Source organism: Aureimonas sp. D3 (genome assembly GCF_001463805.1).
Lineage (GTDB): Bacteria > Pseudomonadota > Alphaproteobacteria > Rhizobiales > Rhizobiaceae > Aureimonas > Aureimonas ureilytica_A.
The window spans coordinates 44,983-65,646 of sequence record NZ_BBWM01000053.1 but is presented as its reverse complement, the minus strand read 5'-3'; the positions used below and the strand labels follow the sequence as shown (position 1 = coordinate 65,646).

General features: G+C 63.8%; 18 protein-coding genes and 1 tRNA gene. 8 read left to right on the top strand and 11 right to left on the bottom strand.

Going from position 1 to position 20,664, the window contains the following annotated elements; all coding sequences use genetic code 11:
* Positions 1 to 5 precede the first annotated feature (5 nt).
* Complete coding sequence (dgcA, locus tag AUL36_RS15995) at positions 6 to 992, top strand: N-acetyl-D-Glu racemase DgcA (RefSeq protein ID WP_062222366.1); 987 nt, start codon at positions 6 to 8, stop codon at positions 990 to 992.
* On the opposite strand, the gene AUL36_RS15990 is transcribed toward dgcA, so the two are convergent.
* Complete coding sequence (locus AUL36_RS15990; protein ID WP_192843850.1) at positions 944 to 2,197, bottom strand: MFS transporter; 1,254 nt, start codon at positions 2,195 to 2,197, stop codon at positions 944 to 946. The two genes, dgcA and AUL36_RS15990, sit on opposite strands and share 49 nt — an antisense overlap.
* 88 nt (positions 2,198 to 2,285) lie before the next feature.
* A complete protein-coding gene (locus AUL36_RS15985; RefSeq protein ID WP_058599583.1) occupies positions 2,286 to 3,119 on the bottom strand; it encodes a UDP-2,3-diacylglucosamine diphosphatase in 834 nt (277 codons plus the stop codon).
* A 203-nt stretch (positions 3,120 to 3,322) separates the two neighbouring features.
* Between AUL36_RS15985 and AUL36_RS15980 the strand changes: the two genes are divergently transcribed.
* Positions 3,323 to 5,638, top strand: coding sequence for an NADP-dependent malic enzyme (locus AUL36_RS15980; protein WP_058599582.1), 2,316 nt, complete (start codon positions 3,323 to 3,325; stop codon positions 5,636 to 5,638).
* A 33-nt stretch (positions 5,639 to 5,671) separates the two neighbouring features.
* Here the strand turns inward: AUL36_RS15980 and gltX are convergent, their stop codons facing one another.
* Positions 5,672 to 7,045, bottom strand: a complete 1,374-nt coding sequence (gene gltX / locus AUL36_RS15975) for a glutamate--tRNA ligase (protein ID WP_062222362.1) — start codon at positions 7,043 to 7,045, stop codon at positions 5,672 to 5,674.
* A 51-nt stretch (positions 7,046 to 7,096) separates the two neighbouring features.
* Positions 7,097 to 7,411 (bottom strand): hypothetical protein, encoded by a 315-nt coding sequence (locus AUL36_RS15970; protein WP_156418424.1) that lies wholly within the window; start codon positions 7,409 to 7,411, stop codon positions 7,097 to 7,099.
* 240 nt (positions 7,412 to 7,651) lie between these two features.
* Between AUL36_RS15970 and AUL36_RS15965 the strand changes: the two genes are divergently transcribed.
* Positions 7,652 to 8,335, top strand: coding sequence for a DedA family protein (locus AUL36_RS15965; protein ID WP_062222353.1), 684 nt, complete (start codon positions 7,652 to 7,654; stop codon positions 8,333 to 8,335).
* Between the two features lie 87 nt (positions 8,336 to 8,422).
* Here AUL36_RS15965 and AUL36_RS15960 read toward each other — a convergent pair whose 3' ends face one another.
* From AUL36_RS15960 to rpiA, 5 genes are all read right to left on the bottom strand, one after another.
* A complete protein-coding gene (locus tag AUL36_RS15960; protein WP_062222351.1) occupies positions 8,423 to 9,805 on the bottom strand; it encodes a class II 3-deoxy-7-phosphoheptulonate synthase in 1,383 nt (460 codons plus the stop codon).
* 157 nt (positions 9,806 to 9,962) lie between these two features.
* Complete coding sequence (locus AUL36_RS15955) at positions 9,963 to 10,610, bottom strand: gamma-glutamylcyclotransferase family protein (RefSeq protein WP_062222349.1); 648 nt, start codon at positions 10,608 to 10,610, stop codon at positions 9,963 to 9,965.
* The gene (gene gor, locus AUL36_RS15950; protein WP_062222347.1) at positions 10,603 to 11,997 is read right to left on the bottom strand and encodes a glutathione-disulfide reductase; all 1,395 of its coding nucleotides are present in this window, start codon (positions 11,995 to 11,997) and stop codon (positions 10,603 to 10,605) included. The genes AUL36_RS15955 and gor overlap by 8 nt, the downstream gene beginning before the upstream one ends.
* A gap of 81 nt (positions 11,998 to 12,078) precedes the next feature.
* Positions 12,079 to 12,609, bottom strand: coding sequence for a DUF2059 domain-containing protein (locus AUL36_RS15945; RefSeq protein ID WP_058599575.1), 531 nt, complete (start codon positions 12,607 to 12,609; stop codon positions 12,079 to 12,081).
* Positions 12,610 to 12,704: 95 nt separating this feature from the next.
* A complete protein-coding gene (gene rpiA, locus AUL36_RS15940; protein WP_062222345.1) occupies positions 12,705 to 13,400 on the bottom strand; it encodes a ribose-5-phosphate isomerase RpiA in 696 nt (231 codons plus the stop codon).
* 250 nt (positions 13,401 to 13,650) lie between these two features.
* Here rpiA and AUL36_RS15935 point away from each other — a divergent pair, with 250 nt between their 5' ends.
* Together AUL36_RS15935 and AUL36_RS15930 are read left to right on the top strand one after the other, a co-directional pair.
* Positions 13,651 to 14,421: an HAD family hydrolase gene (locus AUL36_RS15935; protein WP_082655885.1), complete on the top strand. Its 771-nt coding sequence runs from the start codon at positions 13,651 to 13,653 to the stop codon at positions 14,419 to 14,421.
* A gap of 110 nt (positions 14,422 to 14,531) precedes the next feature.
* A tRNA-Val gene (locus AUL36_RS15930) sits at positions 14,532 to 14,606 on the top strand.
* 249 nt (positions 14,607 to 14,855) lie between these two features.
* On the opposite strand, the gene AUL36_RS15925 is transcribed toward AUL36_RS15930, so the two are convergent.
* Both AUL36_RS15925 and AUL36_RS15920 read right to left on the bottom strand, forming a co-directional pair.
* The gene (locus tag AUL36_RS15925; RefSeq protein ID WP_062222343.1) at positions 14,856 to 16,124 is read right to left on the bottom strand and encodes a D-tagatose-bisphosphate aldolase, class II, non-catalytic subunit; all 1,269 of its coding nucleotides are present in this window, start codon (positions 16,122 to 16,124) and stop codon (positions 14,856 to 14,858) included.
* A gap of 1 nt (position 16,125) precedes the next feature.
* Complete coding sequence (locus AUL36_RS15920; RefSeq protein WP_062222341.1) at positions 16,126 to 17,112, bottom strand: tagatose kinase; 987 nt, start codon at positions 17,110 to 17,112, stop codon at positions 16,126 to 16,128.
* A 353-nt stretch (positions 17,113 to 17,465) separates the two neighbouring features.
* Between AUL36_RS15920 and AUL36_RS15915 the strand changes: the two genes are divergently transcribed.
* The 3 genes from AUL36_RS15915 to AUL36_RS15905 all read left to right on the top strand — a co-directional run bounded on the left by AUL36_RS15915 (position 17,466) and on the right by AUL36_RS15905 (position 20,663).
* Positions 17,466 to 18,746, top strand: coding sequence for an ABC transporter substrate-binding protein (locus AUL36_RS15915; RefSeq protein ID WP_156418427.1), 1,281 nt, complete (start codon positions 17,466 to 17,468; stop codon positions 18,744 to 18,746).
* A gap of 187 nt (positions 18,747 to 18,933) precedes the next feature.
* Positions 18,934 to 19,824: a carbohydrate ABC transporter permease gene (locus AUL36_RS15910; RefSeq protein ID WP_062222337.1), complete on the top strand. Its 891-nt coding sequence runs from the start codon at positions 18,934 to 18,936 to the stop codon at positions 19,822 to 19,824.
* An 11-nt stretch (positions 19,825 to 19,835) separates the two neighbouring features.
* Positions 19,836 to 20,663 carry a carbohydrate ABC transporter permease gene (locus AUL36_RS15905; protein WP_062222335.1) on the top strand — a complete coding sequence of 276 codons (828 nt, stop codon included), beginning with the start codon at positions 19,836 to 19,838 and terminating at the stop codon, positions 20,661 to 20,663.
* Position 20,664: the final 1 nt, after the last annotated feature.

Below are 20,664 nucleotides of genomic sequence, written 5' to 3'. Positions count from 1 at the left end.
TAAAAATGACGAGTCGTCTTTCGGTCACAGTGGACGTTTTTTCGCTGGCCAAACAATTTACGATCGCGCGCGGGACCAAGACCGAAGCCGTGGTCGTTACCTGCTCGATCATGAAAGGCGATGCGATCGGCCGGGGCGAGTGCGTTCCCTATGCGCGCTATGGCGAAACCGTGGACGGCGTCGTCGAGGCCATCGAGTCCTTGCGCAGTTCCCTCGAAGACGGGCTGACTCGGGAGGAGTTGGCGAAGATCATGCCGCCTGGCGCGGCGCGCAACGCCGTGGACTGCGCGCTTTGGGACCTCGAGGCCAAGACATCCGGCACGTCCGCGTCCACCTTGGCCGGGCTGCCCGGTCTAAATCCGGTCGACACCGCCTACACGATCTCGCTCGGATCTCCGGACGAGATGGCGGCGGCAACCCGCGCCGTGGCGCATCGCAGCGTGCTGAAGGTCAAGGTCGGGCGGGGCGCGGAGGATGCGGACCGGATGCGCGCAGTGCGCGACGCCGCGCCTGGCGCGCGCCTGATCATCGATGCGAACGAGGGCTGGACCAGCGACAACATCAAAACCCATCTGCTCGTCGCGGCGTCGATCGGCGCTTTCGTCGTGGAGCAGCCGCTTCCCGCGGGGCAGGACGACATCCTGGCTCGAACCCCGCATCCCGTCCCGATCTGCGCCGACGAATCCGTGCATGGAAGCGGCGACCTTCACACGCTGATCGGCCGCTATGATTACGTGAACCTCAAGCTCGACAAGACCGGGGGCTTGACGGAGGGCTTGATCTTCCTGGAGGAAGCGAGGCGCCTCGGGTTCGGGGTCATGGTCGGCTGCATGGTCGGCTCATCGCTCGCCATGGCGCCGGCGCTCCTTCTGGCGCAGGGGGCGGAACTGGTCGATCTCGACGGCCCCTTGCTGCTGCGCGAAGACCGGCCGAATGGATTGCGCTATGACGGCTCGCGGGTCTTCCCGCCCTCACCCGCGCTTTGGGGCTGAGGCGACAAGGCGATAATGACGAAAGCGGCCAGTGCCATGGCCGCCATCGCATAGAAGGCCTCTGCGCCGCCTTGTTGATAGAGAACGCCGCCGCCGAATGTGGCGGCGGCCATGAGCGTCGTCTGGAGCGCGAAGCTCAACCCTTGCGCCGCGCCGAAGCGGTTTTCCGCGACCGACGAGCCGATCAGCATTTGCAGGGAGACATGCGCGGCCGCAAAGGTCATCGCATGGGCGGTCTGGAGAAATGCGAAGCCGACCAAACCGAGATCATGCGTGAAGACAGTCCAACGCGCGGCGGCCACCAGCGCGGACGCCAGCAGCACGGCTTTGATGCCGAAGCGACGAAGCGGCTTGGCCGCCAAGCGAAACAGCATGACCTCGGCCACCACGCCGATCGCCCAGAACACACCGATCTCGACCGCGCCATAGCCGAGCTTCGCCCATTGGAGCGACGCAAAACCATTCAGAAGCGCGTGGCTCGCTTGAATCAGTGCGATGCCGATCAGTGTCGGCAGAAGCCTCTTCATATCCGGCGCGGGGCCAAGCCGCCGCAGGCGCTGAACCAAGGATGGCGACGGCGTCCAAGGCTCCTGCGGTGGCGCGAGTGGCAGAGGTGAGGCTTTGAGAGGCTGCCCCAACCGCGGCGCGGCCAGCGTCACCAGAGCCGCCGTCAGAAATGCCAAGCAAAGCACGAGAGGAAACCGACCGACGCCGAGCCAGCCGATCAGGACGCCCCCAGCGATATTGGCGGCGATAAAGCTGATCGAACCCCAGAGACGCGAGCGCCCGTAATCCGACCCCAGCCGCCGCACCCCCGACAGCGCGATGGCATCGGTCAGCGGAATAGCCGGGCACCACACCGCCGCCAGAACCAATGTCGCCAGAAGAATGGGGCTCCATCCCTCGACCTGGAAGAAGGGCAGCGAGGCTACAAGGCTTGCGAAAGCCGCTGCGATCAGCAGATGGGCTCGATCCCGGGAGCGATCGGCCTGACGCAGAACAGGCGGGCAGACGAGAACGCGCAGCCCGATCTGAAGCGCGAGAATCAATCCGATCTCGTCGCCATCCAACCCCTTGTGCCCAAGCCAGACCGGGAAAAAGGGGAAGAAGATACCGAGCGTTACGAAATTGCCGGCAAAGACGAAGGACATTCGCCGGTCGAACATGCGCCGCGTCGCGGCCGGCACCGAAAGATCAGATGTCATGAACGAGGCTCGCGGCGGTTGGACCATCCGCCTATCAAACGGAGCCCGGCCCGACAAACCCTTCATCCTGGGGACGCGGCCAGCGTCCTTATTCGGCCGCTTCCGGCAAACGCTCGCGCGGCTTCAGGAAGCGCAGGCCGAGCCGAGGATCGCTCGTCTCATCCACGCGCTCGAAGGCTGTCCAATGCACCAGTTCCAGCGTTCCATCATGGCGCTCCACGATGGCCGAGCAGCTTTCCACCCAGTCGCCCGTGTTGACATAGAGCATGTCGCCGAGGGTTTCGATCTTGGGATGGTGAATATGGCCGCAGATCACGCCCTCGCAATCCTGCCGTTTGGCTTCGCCCGACAGCGCCTCCTCGAAGGCGCCGATGAAGTTCACGGCGCGCTTAACGCGGCCCTTGGCCCAGGACGAGAAGGACCAGTAGCCGAAACCAAGGCGCCGGCGCGTCCAGTTGAGCGCGACATTGATGGCGATCGCCATATCATAGGCCCAGTCGCCGAGATGGGCGATGAGCTTGGCATGGCGCACCACCACGTCGAACTCGTCGCCATGCATCACAAGAAGGCGCTGACCGTTGGCCGTCGTGTGGACGTCGTTCAGCCGGACTTCGATGCCGCCGAAATGTGTCCCCACGAAATCGCGCAGGAAATCGTCGTGGTTGCCGGGAATGTAGATGATCTCGGTGCCCTTGCGCGCCTTGCGCAGGAGCTTCTGCACCACGTCATTATGCGACTGGGGCCAGTGCCAGGTGCGCTTCAGGCGCCATCCATCCACGATGTCGCCGACGAGATAGATTTTCTCGGCATCGACGCAGCGCAGGAAATCGATCAGCAGATCGGCTTGCGCTGCCCTCGACCCCAGATGAATGTCCGATAGGAACAAGGTTCGCACATGGCGGGTCGCATTCCATTGTTCCATCTGCCTGCCCGCCCGTTCGCTCTTCGGCCTCGCGATCGTTAAACTGCCTTAAGCCTGTTGCAGGCGTATGACGCCGCGCCGGCGCGTCGGCCCGTGTCTTGCCGATTGCCCTTCGGGGCGCATCTGGCTTAGAGGCTAAAGGACGTGGACGCGCGTGCTCCCAAGTCATCGCGTTCGCCCTGAATTGCAGCGATGGAGAGAGCATGTCGAGCGCCGACGAAACCAAACGGCAGGCAGCCGCCGCAGACCTGAACGAGCAGGCGCTCTTCTACCACCGCCATCCCAAGCCCGGTAAACTGGCGATTCAGGCCACCAAACCCGTCGGCAACCAGCGCGATCTGGCGCTCGCCTATTCGCCGGGCGTTGCCGCGCCGTGCCTCGCGATCGCGGACGACCCCAATCTCGCCGCCGATTACACGAGCCGCGCCAATCTGGTCGCGGTCGTATCCAACGGCACGGCGGTTCTGGGCCTCGGCAATATCGGCCCCCTCGCTTCCAAGCCGGTGATGGAAGGCAAGGCCGTCCTTTTCAAGAAATTCGCCGATATCGACGTGTTCGATATCGAGATCGACGCGCAGGAGATCGACCGGATCGTCGATGTCGTGGCGGCGCTGGAGCCGACCTTCGGCGGCATCAATCTGGAAGACATCAAGGCGCCCGAGTGCTTCGAGGTCGAGGAGCGCCTGCGCGCGCGCATGAGCATTCCCGTCTTCCATGACGATCAGCATGGCACGGCGATTATCGTCGCGGCGGCGGTGCGCAACGCGCTGCTTCTGGGCAACAAGCGCATCGAGGACGTGAAGATCGTCACCTCGGGCGCGGGCGCGGCGGCCATCGCCTGCCTCAACCTTCTGGTTTCGCTCGGCGCCAAGGTCGAGAACATCATCTGCACCGACAAGGATGGTGTCGTCTCCACCGGCCGCGAGGGCCGGATCGATCGCTGGATGGCGGTCTATGCCAAGGAGACAGCGGCCAAGACCCTGGCCGAGGTGATCGAGGGCGCGGACATTTTCCTCGGCCTGTCGGCGGCGGGCGTGCTGAAGCCCGAGCTTCTGGAGAAGATGGCCGACCGGCCGCTGATCATGGCGCTCGCCAATCCGACTCCGGAGATCATGCCCGATCTCGCGCGCGCCGTGCGCCCGGACGCGATCATCTGTACAGGGCGGTCGGATTTCCCCAATCAGGTCAACAACGTCCTCTGCTTCCCCTTCATCTTCCGCGGCGCGCTGGATTGCGGCGCGACCACGATCAACGAGGAGATGAAGATCGCGGCCGTGGACGCGATCGCGGCGCTCGCGCGTGAGGAAGTTTCCGAAGTCGCGGCCAAGGCCTATGGCTCGGAGACGCCGGTCTTCGGCGCGGAATATCTGATCCCCTCGCCCTTCGACCCGCGCCTGATCCTCAAGATCGCGCCCGCCGTCGCGAAGGCCGCCGAGGCCTCCGGCGTCGCCTCGCGCCCGATCGCCGATTGGGACGCCTATATCGACCGGCTGAACCGCTTCGTGTTCCGCTCCGGCCTCGTCATGAAGCCGATCTTCCAGATCGCGCGCAACTCCGGCAAGCGCGTGATCTTCGCCGATGGCGAGGACGAGCGCGTGCTGCGGGCCGCGCAGGTCATGCTGGAAGAGAAGATCTGCCAGCCGATTCTGGTCGGCCGTCCGAGCGTGATCCAGACCCGGTTGGAGCGCTTTGCCCTGCGCATTCGCCAGGGCCAGGATTTCGAGGTGGTGAACCCCGAGGACGATCCGCGCTACCGCGACTATGTGGATCATTATTTCTCGAAGGTCGGCCGGCGCGGGGTCAACCCGGACACGGCGCGCGCGCTGGTGCGCACCAATACGACGGTGATCGCGGCGGTTTCCGTGTCACGCGGCGACGCCGACATCATGCTATGCGGCCTTGGCGGGCGCTTCTCGCGCCATATCAGGGACATCAAGCAGGTGATCGGGATCGCGCCGGGCGTGAAGCGCCTGTCGGGCCTCAGCCTTCTTCTGTCGCAATATGGCACAGTGTTCTTCGCCGACACCTATGTGCAGGAAAATCCGAACGCCGAGGAACTGGCCGAGATCGCCTGTCTTGCGGCCAAGGAGGTGAAGCGGTTCGGCATCACGCCGCGCGCCGCGTTCCTCTCGCATTCCAATTTCGGAACCAGCGACTACCCGGACGCGATCAAGCTCCGCGAGGCGCTATCGCTGGTTCATCAGCGCGCGCCCGATCTGGAGATCGACGGGGAAATGCATGGAGACGCCGCTCTGTCGCAGGCGCTGCGTCAGCGCGTGATGCCGAACTCGACGCTGACGGGAGACGCGAACCTCCTGCTCTTCCCGTCGCTCGACGCGGCCAATATCTCGATGAATGTCGTGAAGGTCATGACCGACGCGCTTCACGTCGGCCCGATCCTGCTGGGCGCGGCGACGCCGGCGCACATCCTGACGCCGTCCGTGACCTCGCGCGGCATCGTGAACATGGCGGCGATCGCGGTCGCCCAGGCCGTGCAGCAGGGAGACGCCAGCCGCTAGCGGCTGGCATCACGAGGCATTTGGCGCCGGCCCTCAGGGCCGGCGCTGCAAGGCGCGCTCGCGGCCGATGAGCGGTAGCAGTTCCACCAGTTCCGGCCCGTGATCGATGCCGGTCAGAGCCAGGCGCAGCGGCATGAACAGCCCTTTGCCCTTGCGATCTGTCGCGGCCTTGATGGCATCGGTCCAAGCCTTCCACGTCGAACGGTCGAAAGGCGCGGCGGGGAGAAGATCGAACGCCGTTCGCAGGAGCGCGGCGTCCTCTTCATTGAAAGCTTGGTCCGCTCGCGCGTCGCCATAGACGATCGCAGCCCATTCCTGGGCATCCGGCACCTTGGACAGATTGCCCTTCACCGCGCTCCAGAACGGGGCGAGATCGTTTTCGGGAACGCCCCATTCCAGAAGCCGCTCGGCGACGACCTCCACCGGCATGGCGTGAACGAGATCGGCGTTGAGACGCGTCAGCTCCGCCGGATCGAACTTCGAACTCGATGCCGAAACGCCGTCGAAGTCCAAGCGCTCGCCGAGCGCTTCCAGCGAAGGCAGGGCCTCGATCGAGCCCGACAGGCCGGTCAGCACCGCCAGCGAGGCGACCGCCATGGGCTCGAAGCCGTCCGCCCGCAGGCTCCTGAGGGACAAAGCGCCGGTGCGCTTGGACAGCCCCTCGCCGTCGATCGTCGTCAGGAGATTGAAATGGCCGAAAGCCGGCGTCCTATAATTCAGCGCTTCGAACAAGGCGATCTGAACACCCGTGTTGGTCACATGGTCGTCACCGCGCAGCACATGCGTGATGCCCATTTCACCGTCGTCCACCACGGAGGGTAGCGTGTAGAGATAGGTTCCGTCCTCGCGGATGAGGACCGGGTCGGACAAGGAGGCCAGATCCACCGTCTGCCGCCCGCGCACCACGTCGTCCCAATGAACCTCCGTGCGCTCCGGCTGCATCGGGTCGTCGCGGAAATTGGGAAGGCGGAACCGCCAGTGCGGCCGACGTCCTTCGGCTTCGAACGCCTGTCGCTCGACCTCCGTCAGGGCGAGGGCCTCGCGCCCGTAGATCGGCGGCAGCCCCCGCGCCATGCGCCGCTTGCGCCGACGCTCCAGCTCGTCCGCCGTCTCGAAGCAGGGATAGAGCAGGCCCTTAGCGCGCAGACGCTCGGCGGCTGCGTCATAGAGTGCGATGCGATCGGACTGCCGGGCGATCTCATCGGGCTGAATGCCGATCCAACGGATGTCCTCGAGGATGGCGTCGGCATATTCGCGCTTGGAGCGTTCGGTATCCGTGTCGTCGTAACGCAAGACGAAGCGCCCGCCCTCGCGCTGCGCAAACAGCCAGTTGAACAGCGCGGGGCGCAGATTGCCGATATGGAGATAGCCCGTTGGGGAGGGCGCGAAGCGGACGGAGTGGGTCATGCGGCGGGCGATAGCGCATGGCCGCCCGTCCCGCAATGAAAAGGGCGGTTGTCAGGTGCCTGTGCCGATCGGCGGAGCGAGCCCGAGGAGATGTGCCATAAGGATCCAGAAGAGCAGCGCGAACCCAACGACCCCAAAAACGACCCCGATGTAGATCTGGCGTAAGGCATGGCGGCGCTCCGGCTCATACTCATCGCCAAAACTGCCCATGATCCGGACATGCGCCATCGTGGCCAGGAAGGGACGCGTCCGCCCGCTTTCGCCGCGCAGACGACGTACGGCCAGAATGAAGCGCAGGAAAAACAGCAAACCCACAAAAACAAAAGCGGTTGCGATGTCGGACAGTGGAGGAAATTCGATCGGCACGTCGCGGTCTTTCGAATGGAAGTCATGAAGATGGCACGTTCGCATGGCACAAAAGATAGGCATCGCCGCGAAGAGCTTTTCCCTGATCCAGCTTATCGACAGGTCGAAACTCTAGGGCAACAGACGAACCCCGAATGGGGAACGGAAAGGGCCGAGGCAAACTTAGCCTTTGCAAATTCTCCCTCGCGCCCGACATAGGGTGGGATGACCCCACGGGGTCGCCGAGTCACCGGAGCACGCGTGTACGAAATCCTTGCACTGATCGACCGTTTCGGTCTTGGCATCGTGTTCGTCGGCACGTTCTTCGAAGGCGAAGTCTTTGCCATTATCGGCGGCTTCCTCGCTTATCGCGGAACGCATCCGCTCTGGCTCATGAGCAGCCTCGCCTTCATCGGCTCCTTCTGCGGCGATCTGGCCGTGTTCCTGTTTTCGCGATATTTCTCCAACAGCGAATGGGTCAAGCGCTGGAAGCGCAAGCCGAAATTCACAAAGGCGCTGCGTCTGGTGGATCGATATCAAGCCTATTTCGTCATCGTGAATCGGTATATTTACGGGCTGCGGATGCCGGGTCTGATCGCGCTCGGCCTATCCTCGATCAGCGTTCCCCGCTTCATGATCCTGAACTTCGTCGGCGCGGCCATCTGGGCCGGCCTGTTCACGACGATCGGCTATGTCTTCGGCTATTCGATCACCTCCGTATTCCAGCATCTGGAAATGATGGAACACGGCATGATGATCTTCCTCGCGGTGCTGGCCCTCGCGCTGATGCTGTTCTTCGCATGGCAGCAGGGCGGCTCGGTGATCCGGGATCGTCTGGTCTCGCGGCTGCGCAAGGATCGCGACGAAACTGCAGGAACGGAGCCTGTGGAAGCGCAGGTCGGCTCCCGCCCCGGTTCGTCCGATCGCGACGCCCCACGCCGCTGACGGTCTTTGATTCCCTTATATGCGACATGAAAAAGGCCGGGTCGATCGACCCGGCCTTTTCGTTCTAACACTCGAGAGACTAGTCGGTCAGAAATTGACGACGGACTTCGGTGCGCGGGTCTCGTGCTCTTTCTTGATCCGCTCCGCCACGAGGAAGGACAGCTCGAGCGCCTGATCGGCGTTGAGACGTGGGTCGCAATGCGTGTGGTAGCGATCCGACAGATCTTCGGCCAGAACCGGACGCGCGCCGCCGCCGGTGCATTCCGTGACATCCTTGCCGGTCATCTCGACATGGATGCCGCCGGCATGGGTGCCTTCCGCACGATGAACCTCAAAGAAGGTCTCGACCTCCTTCAGGATGCGGTCGAAGGGGCGCGTCTTGTAGTCGTTCACGGTGATCGTGTTGCCGTGCATCGGGTCGCAGGACCAGACGACCTTGCGCCCTTCCCGCTCCACGGCGCGGATCAGCGCCGGCAGATGATCGCCGACCTTCTCGTGGCCGAAGCGGCCGATCAGCGTGAGGCGGCCGGCCTCGTTCTGCGGGTTCAGGATGTCGATCAGGCGCAGGAGATCGTCCGGCGCGAGCGACGGGCCGCACTTCAGGCCGAGCGGATTGCGGATGCCACGGCAATATTCGACATGCGCGTTGTCGATCTGGCGCGTGCGGTCGCCGATCCAGATCATGTGGCCCGAGGTCGCGTACCACTCGCCGCTGGTCGAATCGACGCGCGTCAGCGCCTGCTCGTAGCCGAGCAGCAGCGCCTCGTGGCTGGTGAAGAAGTCGGTCTCACGCAGCGAGGGATGCGTCTCGGAATCGATGCCGATGGCGCGCATGAAGGCCATGGTCTCGGAAATGCGATCCGCGAGCTCGCCGTATCGCTCCGCCTGCGGCGAGCCGGACACGAAGCCGAGCATCCACTGGTGAACGTTGTCGAGATTGGCGTAGCCGCCCTGCGCGAAGGCGCGCAGCAGGTTCAGCGTCGCCGCCGACTGCCGGTAGGCCATTTCCTGGCGTTCCGGGTTCGGGATGCGCGAGGTTTCCTCGAACTCGATGCCATTAATGATGTCACCCCGGTAGGACGGCAGCGTCACGCCGTTCTTCGTTTCCGACCCGGACGAACGCGGCTTGGCGAACTGGCCGGCGATGCGGCCGACCTTCACCACCGGCGACGAGGCCGCGAATGTCAGGACGACCGCCATCTGGAGGAAGGCGCGGAAGAAATCGCGGATATTGTCCGCGCCATGCTCGGCGAAGCTTTCCGCGCAGTCGCCGCCTTGAAGCAGGAAGGCACGGCCTTCGGCCACCTCGCCCAAGGCCCGCTTCAGCTTTCGCGCTTCGCCTGCAAAGACAAGCGGGGGAAAGGTGGCAAGGCGCTTCTCGGTTTCCGCCAGGGCATTCGGGTCGGGATAGAGCGGGACCTGCTCGATCGCCTTGCTGCGCCAGCTCGCGGGGTTCCAATCCTTGGCCATGAACCTCTCCTTTCCCGAGCCTTGTCCGGCCGTCTCCCTTCGGGTTCTGTCTTTTCGGGACGGCTTCGCGGGCAGGCCAATCAAGAGGCCATCAACGCTCGGTCGTGGCGTAGTGGCACGAACCGCAGCATTTGTCACGAATGGCTTTACGTGCTTCTCACGAGCACTCGATGAAGCGCGCGCCGCGCTGGGTGACGAGGCGGTCGAACAGTTCCGCCTCGCCGTCGGCCAGCGTCACCGGGCGGGGGTAGAGCGGCGCGGCGCGATCCTTCAGGATGGAGGTCTCGAACCCCTCGGTTTCCGCCATGAAACGCCGCAGCCCGGCCTCCTCGTAAAGTGAGTAGAAGCCCTGCATCACCGCGTCGAGATAGGATTGCAGGATCGCCGCCCCGGTCTGCGAGGCATCCGGCTCCTCCGGCTTGCCCTCGTAGATGAAGAGCGGCACATCCGGGAGGGCGTGGCCGCGAATGGTGATATGGCCTGGCATAACGACGCGGCGATGATAGGCCGCCTCGCGCTCGTCCACCGATGGCAGATGGTCGGCCAGATCGTAGACCACGACGCCCTGCGTCAGCGCCGTTTCATCCGGCCGCACCGACAGAAGCGCCATGGACTGCCCCTTGCGCGGCAGCCAGGCCCGCCGCCATCCCAAGACCTCGGCACGGCGAATGCCCAAGAACTTGGTGCGCAGCGTCCGCTTGTTCACCAGCGAGCCATAGCCGAAATAGGCGATGACCCGCCCCTCACGGGCGAGCCGCTCCAGCTGCGGATCGTCCTGATGAATAGGCGGCTCGACATCAGCCATCCACGCGCGCTCCGCCGCGAATGCGATAGGTCGGCTCGTACATGGTGACCAGCTCCTCTGCCGCCGAAGGGTGAAGCGCCATGGTGCGATCGAAATCGTCTTTGCGCAACTTCGCCTTCACGCAGATGCCCAGAAGCTGCCCCATCTCGCCGGCATCGGGGCCCAGAATATGGGCGCCAACCACGACATTCGTCTTGGCATCCACGACGAGCTTCATCAACATGAACTCCTCGCGGCCCGTCAGCGTGTGTCGCATCGGCTTGAAGCGGGCGCGGAAAATGTCGAGATCGCCGAGATCCTTTGCCGCCTGCGCTTCCGTCAAGCCCACCGTTCCGAGCTCGGGCTGAGAGAACACGGCCGTCGGGATCAGGTCGAAATCCGGCTTGGTCGGCTTGTTCAGGAACACGGTGTCGACGAAGCACATGGCCTCGTGGATGGCGACCGGCGTCAGCTGGATGCGGCCCGTGATGTCGCCGATCGACCAGATATTTTCGGCGCTCGTGCGGGAATAGTCATCGACCTTGATCGCGCCCTTGGAATCCAGCTCGACGCCGGCCTTCTCGCAGCCGAGGTCGATCGTGTTGGGCTGGCGTCCGACAGCGAGCATCACCTCGTCCGCGTCGAGGCATTCGCCGCTTTTCAGATGCGCCTGAAAGCGGCCGTCCGCCTTCTGATCGACCCGAACGAGCGTGTCCTCGCAGACGATCCGGCAGCCCTTGCGCAGCATGGCCTGGTGCAGTTCATGGCGCAGATCGTCATCGAAGCCCTGAAGGATTTCCTTGCCGCGATAGACCAGCGTCACCGCGGTGCCGAGCCCGAGAAAGATATTGGCGAACTCGACCGCGATATAACCACCGCCAAGGATCACGATCGACTCGGGCAGGCGCTGGAGGTGGAAAGCCTCGTTCGAGGTGATGCAGTGCTCCGCGCCCGGCATGTCGGCGAACGGATTGGCGCGCCCACCGGCCGCGATCAGGATGCGCTCGGCAGTGACGATCTTGTCGGTCGCAAGGAGGCGAATCTGGTTCGGTCCCTCCAGCACGGCGCGGCTCTTGAGAATCTCGGCGCCGGCCTTCTCGAGGTTGCGGCGATAGATCTGCTCCAGCCGATCGATCTCGCGATCCTTGGCGGCGATCAGGCTCGGCCAGTCGAACTTCGTTTCCCCGACAGACCAGCCATAGCCAGCCGCGTCCTCGAAGGCTTCGGAATATTGCGAGGCGTAGACGAGCAGCTTCTTGGGAACGCAGCCGCGGATGACACAGGTTCCGCCGTAGCGATATTCCTCGGCGATGCCAACCTTATGCCCCAGGGCCGCTGTTCGCCGCGCCGCGCGCACGCCACCTGAACCGCCGCCGATCACAAACAGGTCGTAGTCGAATGCCGACATGCCAAGACGCCTCTTCCGTCACGAAAAAGGGCGACCGAGTGGCCGCCCTTGTGAATCCTTATAGCGGACGATTCTCGATCGTCACTTCGACTTTGCGGGAGCCGCCGCCGTCGCGGGCGCGAGCTTCTGCATCCCCTTCATGGCGCTGTCGCGCAGGTCGCGAACGATACCGTTGGTCCAGACATCGGCGGCCGCCATCATCTCGCGCGTCGCCTGCGGACCCTGTTTGATCAACTTGCGGCCGGCTTCCGAATTGTAGAACTGCGAGATCTCGCGCAGCTCCTGTTCGGTGAACATCTTGGCGTAGACGCGGGCGATTTCGTTTTCCAGATCGGCGCGGCGCGGCGCAAGGGCGATCGCGCTGTCATCGACCATCTCGGAAATCTTCGACTGAAGATCCGGGTTGTTGACGATCAGCTCCGCCTTGATCTGCGTCGCGGCGTTGAGAAGGATCTGATCGAACTGCTCGCTCGTGTCGATCGCGTCCACAGCCTCACGCGCGGCGGCGAGATGCGACGGGCTGATCTCCTGCGCCAGAGCGGGCGAGACCGCGAGACCCACGAGGGTCACTGCAGCGAAGAGACCGCCACGCAGCGTTTGGCTGAAAACCATCGGACTTCCTACTCCATCAATTCCTGATCGGCGCACCCGTGCCAAACTCCGGTTCGAGCCGCAAGCCCCGAATATCCCGATGCGACCGGCGCGCCTCACGCAGCGCCGAACCGCTCGACACCATCCGGCCCGGCGAGGAGCACGGAGGACGCCAATCCGAGAAAGAGACCATGCTCGACCACGCCCGGAATGGCGTGCAAAGCAGCAGACAGGGCTTCTGGATCGGGAATGAGGCCAAATGATGCGTCGATGATGAGATGTCCGCCATCGGTGATGAAGGGCTTGTCGCCCACCATGCGAAGCCGGATGGAGCCCGAAAGCCCCAGCATCGCGCCGGCCTTCTCGATCGCCAGCGTCGTGGCCAGGACGCCGAAGCCGTTCACCTCGATCGGCAGCGGGAAGGCGCCGAGATGCTCGACTTTCTTGGACGCATCGGCGATCACCAGCATCCGCGCCGAGGCCGCGGCCACGATCTTCTCGCGAAGAAGCGCGCCGCCGCCGCCCTTGATCAGACGAAGCCGCGCATCCACCTCGTCGGCCCCGTCGATCGTCAGATCGAGTTCCGGCAGGTCTTCCAGCGTCGCCAAGGGAATGCCGAGTTCGCCGCACAGTTTGGCGCTGCGCTCGGAGGTCGGTACGCCGACGATCCGCAATCCTTCGGACACGCGGACGGCCAAAGCGCGAATGAAGGCCTCGGCGGTTGACCCCGTACCAATGCCAAGCCGCATACCCGGCTCGACATGGGCGAGCGCCGCACGCGCGACCTCGTCTTTCATCGCTGCCGCATCCATTGCTCTGTCCCTCCGTAGCGCGCCTTTAAGACGTCGCTTTACGATATCGCGCCGCTATCGCCAAACGCTCAGGGTGATCTCGGCACCCGCCATCCCGACAGATCGTCCCTAACGGTTTGTTGATGGCCTGAGCGCCAGACTGTGGCTCGCCTGCGTCAGGCGAAGACCCGAACGGCGTCCCGACCCTCCGTTGCGCCTCGTTCGGGCCTTGTCCGCTTGACCCTCTCCGCTTTGAGGCCAAAGTCCGATCATGAGCGCAGCCCTCCCGATCCATCGTTCCTTGGCCCACGAAGCCCACTTCTTCGAAGCGGCTACCAGAGGACCATCGCAGCGGACCATCGTCTTCGATCTCGACGGAACCTTGGTGGACACCGCGCCCGACCTCGCGGGCAGTCTCAATCATTGCCTGTCCCGTATCGGCCTCCCCCCGCTTCCTCTGGAGATCGTGCGTCCCCATGCCGGTCACGGAGCGCAGGCCATGCTGCGTGAGGCCTACCGGCTGGCGGAGCGCCCGCTTGGGTCGGAGGAACTCGCCGAGCAGACAGCCCGCTTTCTGCAACATTACGAAGCCCATATCGCAGTGGAGTCCGCGCTGTTTCCCGGTGGCCTCGCCATGCTGGATCGGTTGAGCGAAGCCGGGCTGACGCTTGCGATCTGCACCAACAAGACCGAGCGTCTTGCGCGGCGGTTATTGGAAGAAATGGAACTCGCGTCGCGCTTCTCGGCCATCTGTGGGGCCGACACGTTCTCGGCGCGCAAGCCCGATCCGATTCATCTATCCGGCACGATCGAACAAGCGGGTGGCTCGGCGTCAAACGCTCTCATGGTTGGCGATACCGACACGGACATTCTCGCCGCGCGGGCGGCGGGCGTGGCGTCCATACTCGTGCTGTTCGGTTACGATCCGGGCTCGGAGGCCCGTTCGGGCGCGACCTGCTCCATCGAACGCTTCTCCGATCTGACACCGCAGCTGATCGATTCGCTTTTCGAACCTCGCGCCTTGCGTATCCAAGCGGTGTAAAAACAGAGACTTGGCGCACGCAGGCTGAAAAACGCATCGATCGGATTGACGCCCGCGCCGTTCGCTTCTATACGACCACTCACCGCTGGCCGACAACGAACGGCAAGAGCGGGCGCGTAGCTCAGCGGGAGAGCACCTCGTTCACACCGAGGGGGTCACAGGTTCGATCCCTGTCGCGCCCACCATTCAAATCACCGCCTTCCTTAAGATCTACAAGTTGCTCGCGTGTTTCACCAAACCTTGGCGGCGGCACGATGATCCCGCAGGCGTGCGTTTGGTTGCGGCGGCGATCCTCCCTCCGATCATGAACTGACGCCCGCAATCGGTAGCGAGCGGCTCCTTAGGGGAACTCGTTTATCTGCCTATGACTCGCCGCGAGTGTCGAAAGCGAAGGGCAAACCGTGTCGCCCCTCGTTTCCAAGCCTTTTCGGCGCTTACGCCCGGCAGGCTGCGGCGTATGTGGCGAGCTCGCGATCGACGGACGCAATGAGGATGTCGTCCACGCTTCCGGTCTGCCCGAGCCCAACATCCAAGAAAGGCAGGAACTGGCGCATCAGAGTTTCGGGGATCACGCGCCCGTCCAGCGCATCGCGCAAGCGAGCGACGGCGGCTTCCGCCTCCGGGCGATTCCAGTAATAGCGAATGCGGTCGCTATAGCTGTAATGGCGCTGCAGCGCCTGCTCGGCATCCGTGCCGTGATAGTGCCCCTTCCAATCCTTGGGCTCGCGCAGCATGAGATGCTCCATGGCGGCGCGCAGCGGCCGGTCGCCGTAGGTCGGCTCCAACTCGCTCGCCACGAGATCCAGCCCGTACAAGGCCTCGCGCAGAGCGAAGGTGAGACCCGGCCCGACCTTCAAGATCGCATAGCCGTCCCGCACCAGAGCCGTCAGTGCGGCCTGCGACTGATAGTCGGTGGAGTGCGCTTCGAAGACGAGCTTGGGCTCCTCTTCCAGGACAGCATTCAACAAGGTCGCCTTTTCGGGGTGATAGGGAATGACGTTCTCGCTCCCGAACTCCACACCCGGCTGAACCACGACACCCAGGACTCGCTCGAAAACGCCGTCCAACCCGCGCTCCGCAAAAATTCGGCGATGAACCTCGATCGTATGCCGCGCCGCTTCTGGCGCGGTGGGCTGAAGATCGCTGAGAGCGTGGTCGGCTCCGCCGGGCACAGGCACTTCCGTCCCGATGATATAGAGCGGAAGTGGCAGGCCCTTCTCTCGGGCCACAGCGTCCGCCCGGCTGGCCAGACGCGCAGCGCGGCCCGCCGTCGTCTCGTCGTCCAACGCCACCGGCTCGCCGAGGCAGCCCATGGATGCGTCCAGATGAATCTTTCGGAAGCCGGCGGCGACATAGGCTTCGACCATCGCCTCCGCTTTCTCCATCGCGGCCTCTGGCGCATCCCCCTTCCAGGGATTGGGCCCGAGATGATCGCCGCCGAACACGATCCGCGCCGGCGCCAACCCTTCCTCGTCAGCGATCTGCAGAACGAAGCGCACGAAGTCGGCCGGTTGCATCCCGGTATAGCCACCGAACTGGTTGACCTGATTGCAGGTCGCTTCGATCAGCACGTCGCTTTCATCCAGCACCGCGCGTCGCAAGGCGGCGCGGATGACGATCGGATGCGACGAGCAAACGGATGTCACGCCGCGCGGATGGCCGGCGCGTAGGTCGCCCGCGAGACCAGTGAGAAAAGACGACATGTCAGGCCCTCGATGTGTTGGCGATAAAGGTGTCGAGTTCATCGAAGCTGCCCGCGCCTTCCATCGGGCCTTTTCGGGTCACGTTCCGCGCGCCGGCGGCATTCGCGTAGATAAGGGCGCGGTCCGGCGGAAATCCCATGCGCCGGCATGTGAGATAGGCCGCCCCGAAACAATCGCCGGCGCCCGTCGGATCGATCTCTTCGACTTGGAAAGCCGCGCCATCCGTCCGCTCGCCCGAATGGCGGAAAACCGTCGCACCCTTGTCTCCGCGTTTCAGCGCGATCTCCGATACGCCTTGATCAAAGAGAGCTGCGAGAGCCGCCTCCTCGCCCTCGCAGCCAGCCGCCGCCAAGAGTTCGTCCCCGGAGGGGAGCAGGAGATCGGCTTCGGCCACGATTGCTGCGAATTGCCCGGCCGCCTCATGGCTGGAAAGCAACTCCTTGCGGGCGTTGGGATCGAGCGACACCGAGCCGCCGCACTCCGCGATCCGATCCAGTCCGTAGCGGATCAAGTCCCAGGCGCCGGGAATCGACAGGGCCGAGCCCATGACGTGAAGATGCCCTGCCCGATCCAGAAGCGCCTTCGCGGCATCGTCCAAACTGATCTGTCCCGCAGCCGAGCGCGTCAGGTTGAAGACGAAATCGCGTGCGCCGTCCGGGCGATAGCGCACGAAGGCGCTGCCCGTGGGAAGCTCGGGGTGGATCGAGATAGCGGAGACATCCGCACCGTCGCGCTGCAAGCGCTCAATGTTCAACCGTCCGAAATCGTCGTGGCCCACGCAGCCGACAATGCCGGCCGCACCGCCGAGGCGCGCCACCTGATCGATAAAGATGGCCGGCGCGCCGCTGGGGTAAGGGCCCGTCAAAGGCTGCGGCTCCAGAAAGCCGACGCCGGGCGTTTCCGCCATGATCTCCACCAGGATTTCCCCGATCGTCACCGTCGGCCCGAGGGCTTCGGGGGCGAGACCCCGCGCCGTGCGAATCGTCATGTCATCTCCCTCTCGGACCCCCGCGCACTCATGGAACATGTTCGCATCTCGGTCCCAATCATGCTCGTTCGGGTCTTCGCACAGACTGTCGAAGCCCTGTTCAACTGTCAATAAAAGTTTACGCGCGAAAAGCCTGGCGGCTGATTGGCCTCGTGGCTTCCATGCACCGTCGCAGAGAACGCACTGCAGCGAAGCGTAGTTTGCAGTGCGGCGAGGAATTATTGGTTTTCGCACAAACGATATGGGTTACGGATTTGACACATTCTTTTACGCGTGCATAGTTTCGCGCAACGCATCGTAGGAGGAGGAACACTATGCGGATCAAGCGGACTGCGTGGTTGACGGCGTGTTCGATGGCGGCGCTCGGCTTTTCGGCGAGCCTTGCTTCGGCGGAGGACATCACGATCGCCACGGTCAACAACGCCGATATGATCGTCATGCAGAAGCTCTCGCCCGAATGGGAGAAGGCGACGGGCAACAAGATCAACTGGGTCGTGCTCGAAGAAAACGTCCTGCGCCAGCGCGTTACCACCGACATCGCGACCGGCAGCGGGCAGTTCGACATCATGACGATCGGCGGCTACGAGACCCCGATCTGGGGCAAGGCCGGCTGGCTGACGGCTCTGGACGATCTCGGCAGCGACTATGACTATGCCGATCTGATCGCCCCGGTGAAGGCGGGTCTGACCGTGGACGGCAAGCTCTTTGCCGTGCCGTTCTACGCCGAAAGCTCCTTCACCATGTACCGCAAGGATCTCTTCGAAGCGGCCGGGATCAAGATGCCGGAGGCTCCGACCTACGATCAGATCGCGGAATACGCGGCCAAGGTCACCGACAAATCGAAGGGTGTCTATGGTCTTTGCCTGCGCGGAAAGCCGGGCTGGGGCGAGAACATGGCCTATCTCGGCACACTCGTGAACACCTATGGTGGCGAGTGGTTCAACATGGAGTGGAAGCCGCAGATTTCCTCCCAGCCCTGGAAGGATGCGATCGGCTGGTATGTGAAGGCCATGGCTGATTATGGTCCTCCCGGCATCACGTCCAACGGCTTCAACGAAAATCAGGCGCTCTTCGCCACCGGCCATTGCGCCATGTGGATCGATGCGACCTCGGCCGCCGGCCGCCTCTACGACCCCAAGCAGAGCCAGGTGGCGGACAAGATCGCCTTCACCAAGGCACCCGTGAAGGTGACTCCGAACGGGTCATCGTGGGCGTGGTCCTGGAATCTGGCCGTTCCGAAATCGACCAAGAAGGCCGACACGGCAAAATCCTTCGTGAAATGGGCGACGTCGAAAGACTACATCAAGCTCGTCGGCGAAAAAGAGGGCTGGGTGGCCCTGCCGCCCGGCACGCGCCAGTCGACCTATGACAACCCGAACTATCAGAAGGCCGCCCCCTTCGCCGCGACCGTGATCAAGGCGATCGAGTCCGCCGATCCGACCAAGCCGACGCTGAACCCGGTTCCCTATACGGGCATCCAGTTCGTCGCGATCCCCGAGTTTCAGGCCATCGGCACGCTCGTCGGTCAGGCCGTCTCTTCGGCGGTCGCAGGCCAGCAGTCGGTGGACGCCGCACTCGATGGCGCTCAAGGTCAGGTCGAAGCCATGATGGAACAGGCCGGCTACCCGAAATAAGCGGATCGGGCCGGCCTTTCGAGGCCGGCCCTCCATGACCCTTACCCGCCTGTGTCGAGGCTGTTCGTTGAACTCCGGGCTCGCCCCGGATGTCCGAGCTGCGTTCGGCAACTGCCGTGTCGACCGCGAACCCCGCATGGGTTGGTGATCGGATGGCCAAGCCTTTCGTTTCGAGGGAGAACCGATCATGAGCGCCGTCGCTGCCGCTGGTCGATCCAGACGCGCCGTTCGAACCGGGCCGCTTCTCGCGCCGTCGGTCGTCCTTCTTCTCCTCTGGATGATCGTCCCACTGGCGATGACGCTGTGGTTCTCGTTCCAGCATTATAATCTTCTGAACCCGTTCCTGACGGGCTTTGCGGGTATTTCGAACTATCGCTTTCTCCTGAAGAGCGCCGGGCTCTGGAACGCGATCGCCAATACGCTGATCATGACCGGCTCGGTTCTGGCGCTGACCGTCGTCTTCGGGACGCTGCTGGCCGTCGTCTTCGATCAGGACTTCAAGGGACGCGGCATCGCGCGACTGCTGGTCATCGCGCCCTTCTTCGTCATGCCGACCGTCGCCGCGCTGATCTGGAAGAACCTCCTGATGCACCCAGTGAACGGCTTCTTCGCCGCGATCTTTCGCAGCGTCGGGCTGACGCCCATCGACTGGTTCGTCCAATATCCGATGCTGTCGCTGATCATGATCGTGGCATGGCAATGGGTCCCCTTCGCCACGCTCATCCTGATGACGGCGATGCAGTCGCTCGACCGCGAGCAGATGGAGGCGGCGAGGCTCGACGGCGCGCGCGGGCTCGTGATGTTCCGCCATATCATCCTGCCTCATCTCCTGCGGCCGATCTCCGTCGTGGTGATGATCGAGACGATCTTCCTTCTGTCGGTCTTCGCCGAAATTCAGGTCACGACATCGGGCGGCCCGGGCTCCGCGACCACCACCCTCACCTATTTCATCTACCTGAAGGCCCTTCTTCAGTGGGATATCGGCGGGGCCTCCGCCGGGGGCGTGGTCGCCATCCTTCTCGCCAATGTCGTCGCCGCGGTGCTGATCCGCACCGTCGCCCGCAACCTCGAAAACTAGGAGCGCGATCCATGGCCAAACGACGTGCGAGCCGCGCGACATTCTGGGCCGGCGTGATCGGCTGGGCAGCGGCGCTGCTGATGTTCTTCCCGATCTTCTGGATGGCGCTCGCCGCCTTCAAGACCGAGATTGACGCCGTGGCGACGCCGCCGAAATTCTTCTTCGAGCCGACGCTGGAGAATTTCGCCGCCGTGAACCAGCGCGCCGACTACATGCGCTATGCCCTGAACAGCGTGATCGAAAGCATCGGCGCGACGATCGTCTCGCTCGCCATCGCCGTTCCGGCCGCCTATGCGGCCGCCTTCTACCCCGGCCCGAAGACGAAGAACCTGCTTCTCTGGATGCTGTCCACCAAGATGCTCCCGGCGGTCGGCGTGCTTGTCCCGATCTATCTCCTGTTCCGCGATACGGGCCTTCTCGACTCCCGGCTCGGCCTCATCATCGTCTTCACCCTGTCGAACCTGCCGATCGTGGTCTGGATGCTCTATTCCTTCTTCAAGGAAGTGCCGCACGAGATCCTGGAGGCGGGGCGCATGGATGGCGCCAAGTTCAAGGATCAGATGCGCCATCTCCTCCTGCCGCTAACCCTGCCCGGCATCGCGTCCACGGCGCTTCTCTCCACCATCCTCTGCTGGAACGAGGCCTTCTGGAGCCTCAACCTGACGGCCTCGAACGCCGCTCCGCTGACGGCTTTCATCGCCTCCTTCTCCTCGCCCGAGGGCCTCTTCTGGGCGAAGCTTTCGGCGGCCTCCGCCCTCGCCGTCGCCCCCATTCTCGTCTTCGGCTGGATGACGCAGCGCCAGCTCGTGCGCGGCCTCACCTTCGGCGCCGTCAAGTAAG

Bases quoted from the DNA above. Each gene is read 5' to 3' on its own strand.
- AUL36_RS15985 (WP_058599583.1), bottom strand. From the start codon at position 3,119: ATGGAACAATGGAATGCGACCCGCCATGTGCGAACCTTGTTCCTATCG.
- AUL36_RS15955 (WP_062222349.1), bottom strand. From the start codon at position 10,610: ATGGCTGATGTCGAGCCGCCTATTCATCAGGACGATCCGCAGCTGGAG.
- AUL36_RS15960 (WP_062222351.1), bottom strand. From the start codon at position 9,805: ATGGCCAAGGATTGGAACCCCGCGAGCTGGCGCAGCAAGGCGATCGAG.
- AUL36_RS15915 (WP_156418427.1), top strand. From the start codon at position 17,466: ATGGCGGCGCTCGGCTTTTCGGCGAGCCTTGCTTCGGCGGAGGACATC.
- AUL36_RS15910 (WP_062222337.1), top strand. From the start codon at position 18,934: ATGAGCGCCGTCGCTGCCGCTGGTCGATCCAGACGCGCCGTTCGAACC.
- AUL36_RS15935 (WP_082655885.1), top strand. From the start codon at position 13,651: ATGAGCGCAGCCCTCCCGATCCATCGTTCCTTGGCCCACGAAGCCCAC.
- AUL36_RS15905 (WP_062222335.1), top strand. From the start codon at position 19,836: ATGGCCAAACGACGTGCGAGCCGCGCGACATTCTGGGCCGGCGTGATC.
- gltX (WP_062222362.1), bottom strand. From the start codon at position 7,045: ATGACCCACTCCGTCCGCTTCGCGCCCTCCCCAACGGGCTATCTCCAT.
- AUL36_RS15980 (WP_058599582.1), top strand. From the start codon at position 3,323: ATGTCGAGCGCCGACGAAACCAAACGGCAGGCAGCCGCCGCAGACCTG.
- AUL36_RS15925 (WP_062222343.1), bottom strand. From the start codon at position 16,124: ATGTCGTCTTTTCTCACTGGTCTCGCGGGCGACCTACGCGCCGGCCAT.
- dgcA (WP_062222366.1), top strand. From the start codon at position 6: ATGACGAGTCGTCTTTCGGTCACAGTGGACGTTTTTTCGCTGGCCAAA.
- AUL36_RS15990 (WP_192843850.1), bottom strand. From the start codon at position 2,197: ATGACATCTGATCTTTCGGTGCCGGCCGCGACGCGGCGCATGTTCGAC.
- AUL36_RS15920 (WP_062222341.1), bottom strand. From the start codon at position 17,112: ATGACGATTCGCACGGCGCGGGGTCTCGCCCCCGAAGCCCTCGGGCCG.
- gor (WP_062222347.1), bottom strand. From the start codon at position 11,997: ATGTCGGCATTCGACTACGACCTGTTTGTGATCGGCGGCGGTTCAGGT.
- rpiA (WP_062222345.1), bottom strand. From the start codon at position 13,400: ATGGATGCGGCAGCGATGAAAGACGAGGTCGCGCGTGCGGCGCTCGCC.
- AUL36_RS15945 (WP_058599575.1), bottom strand. From the start codon at position 12,609: ATGGTTTTCAGCCAAACGCTGCGTGGCGGTCTCTTCGCTGCAGTGACC.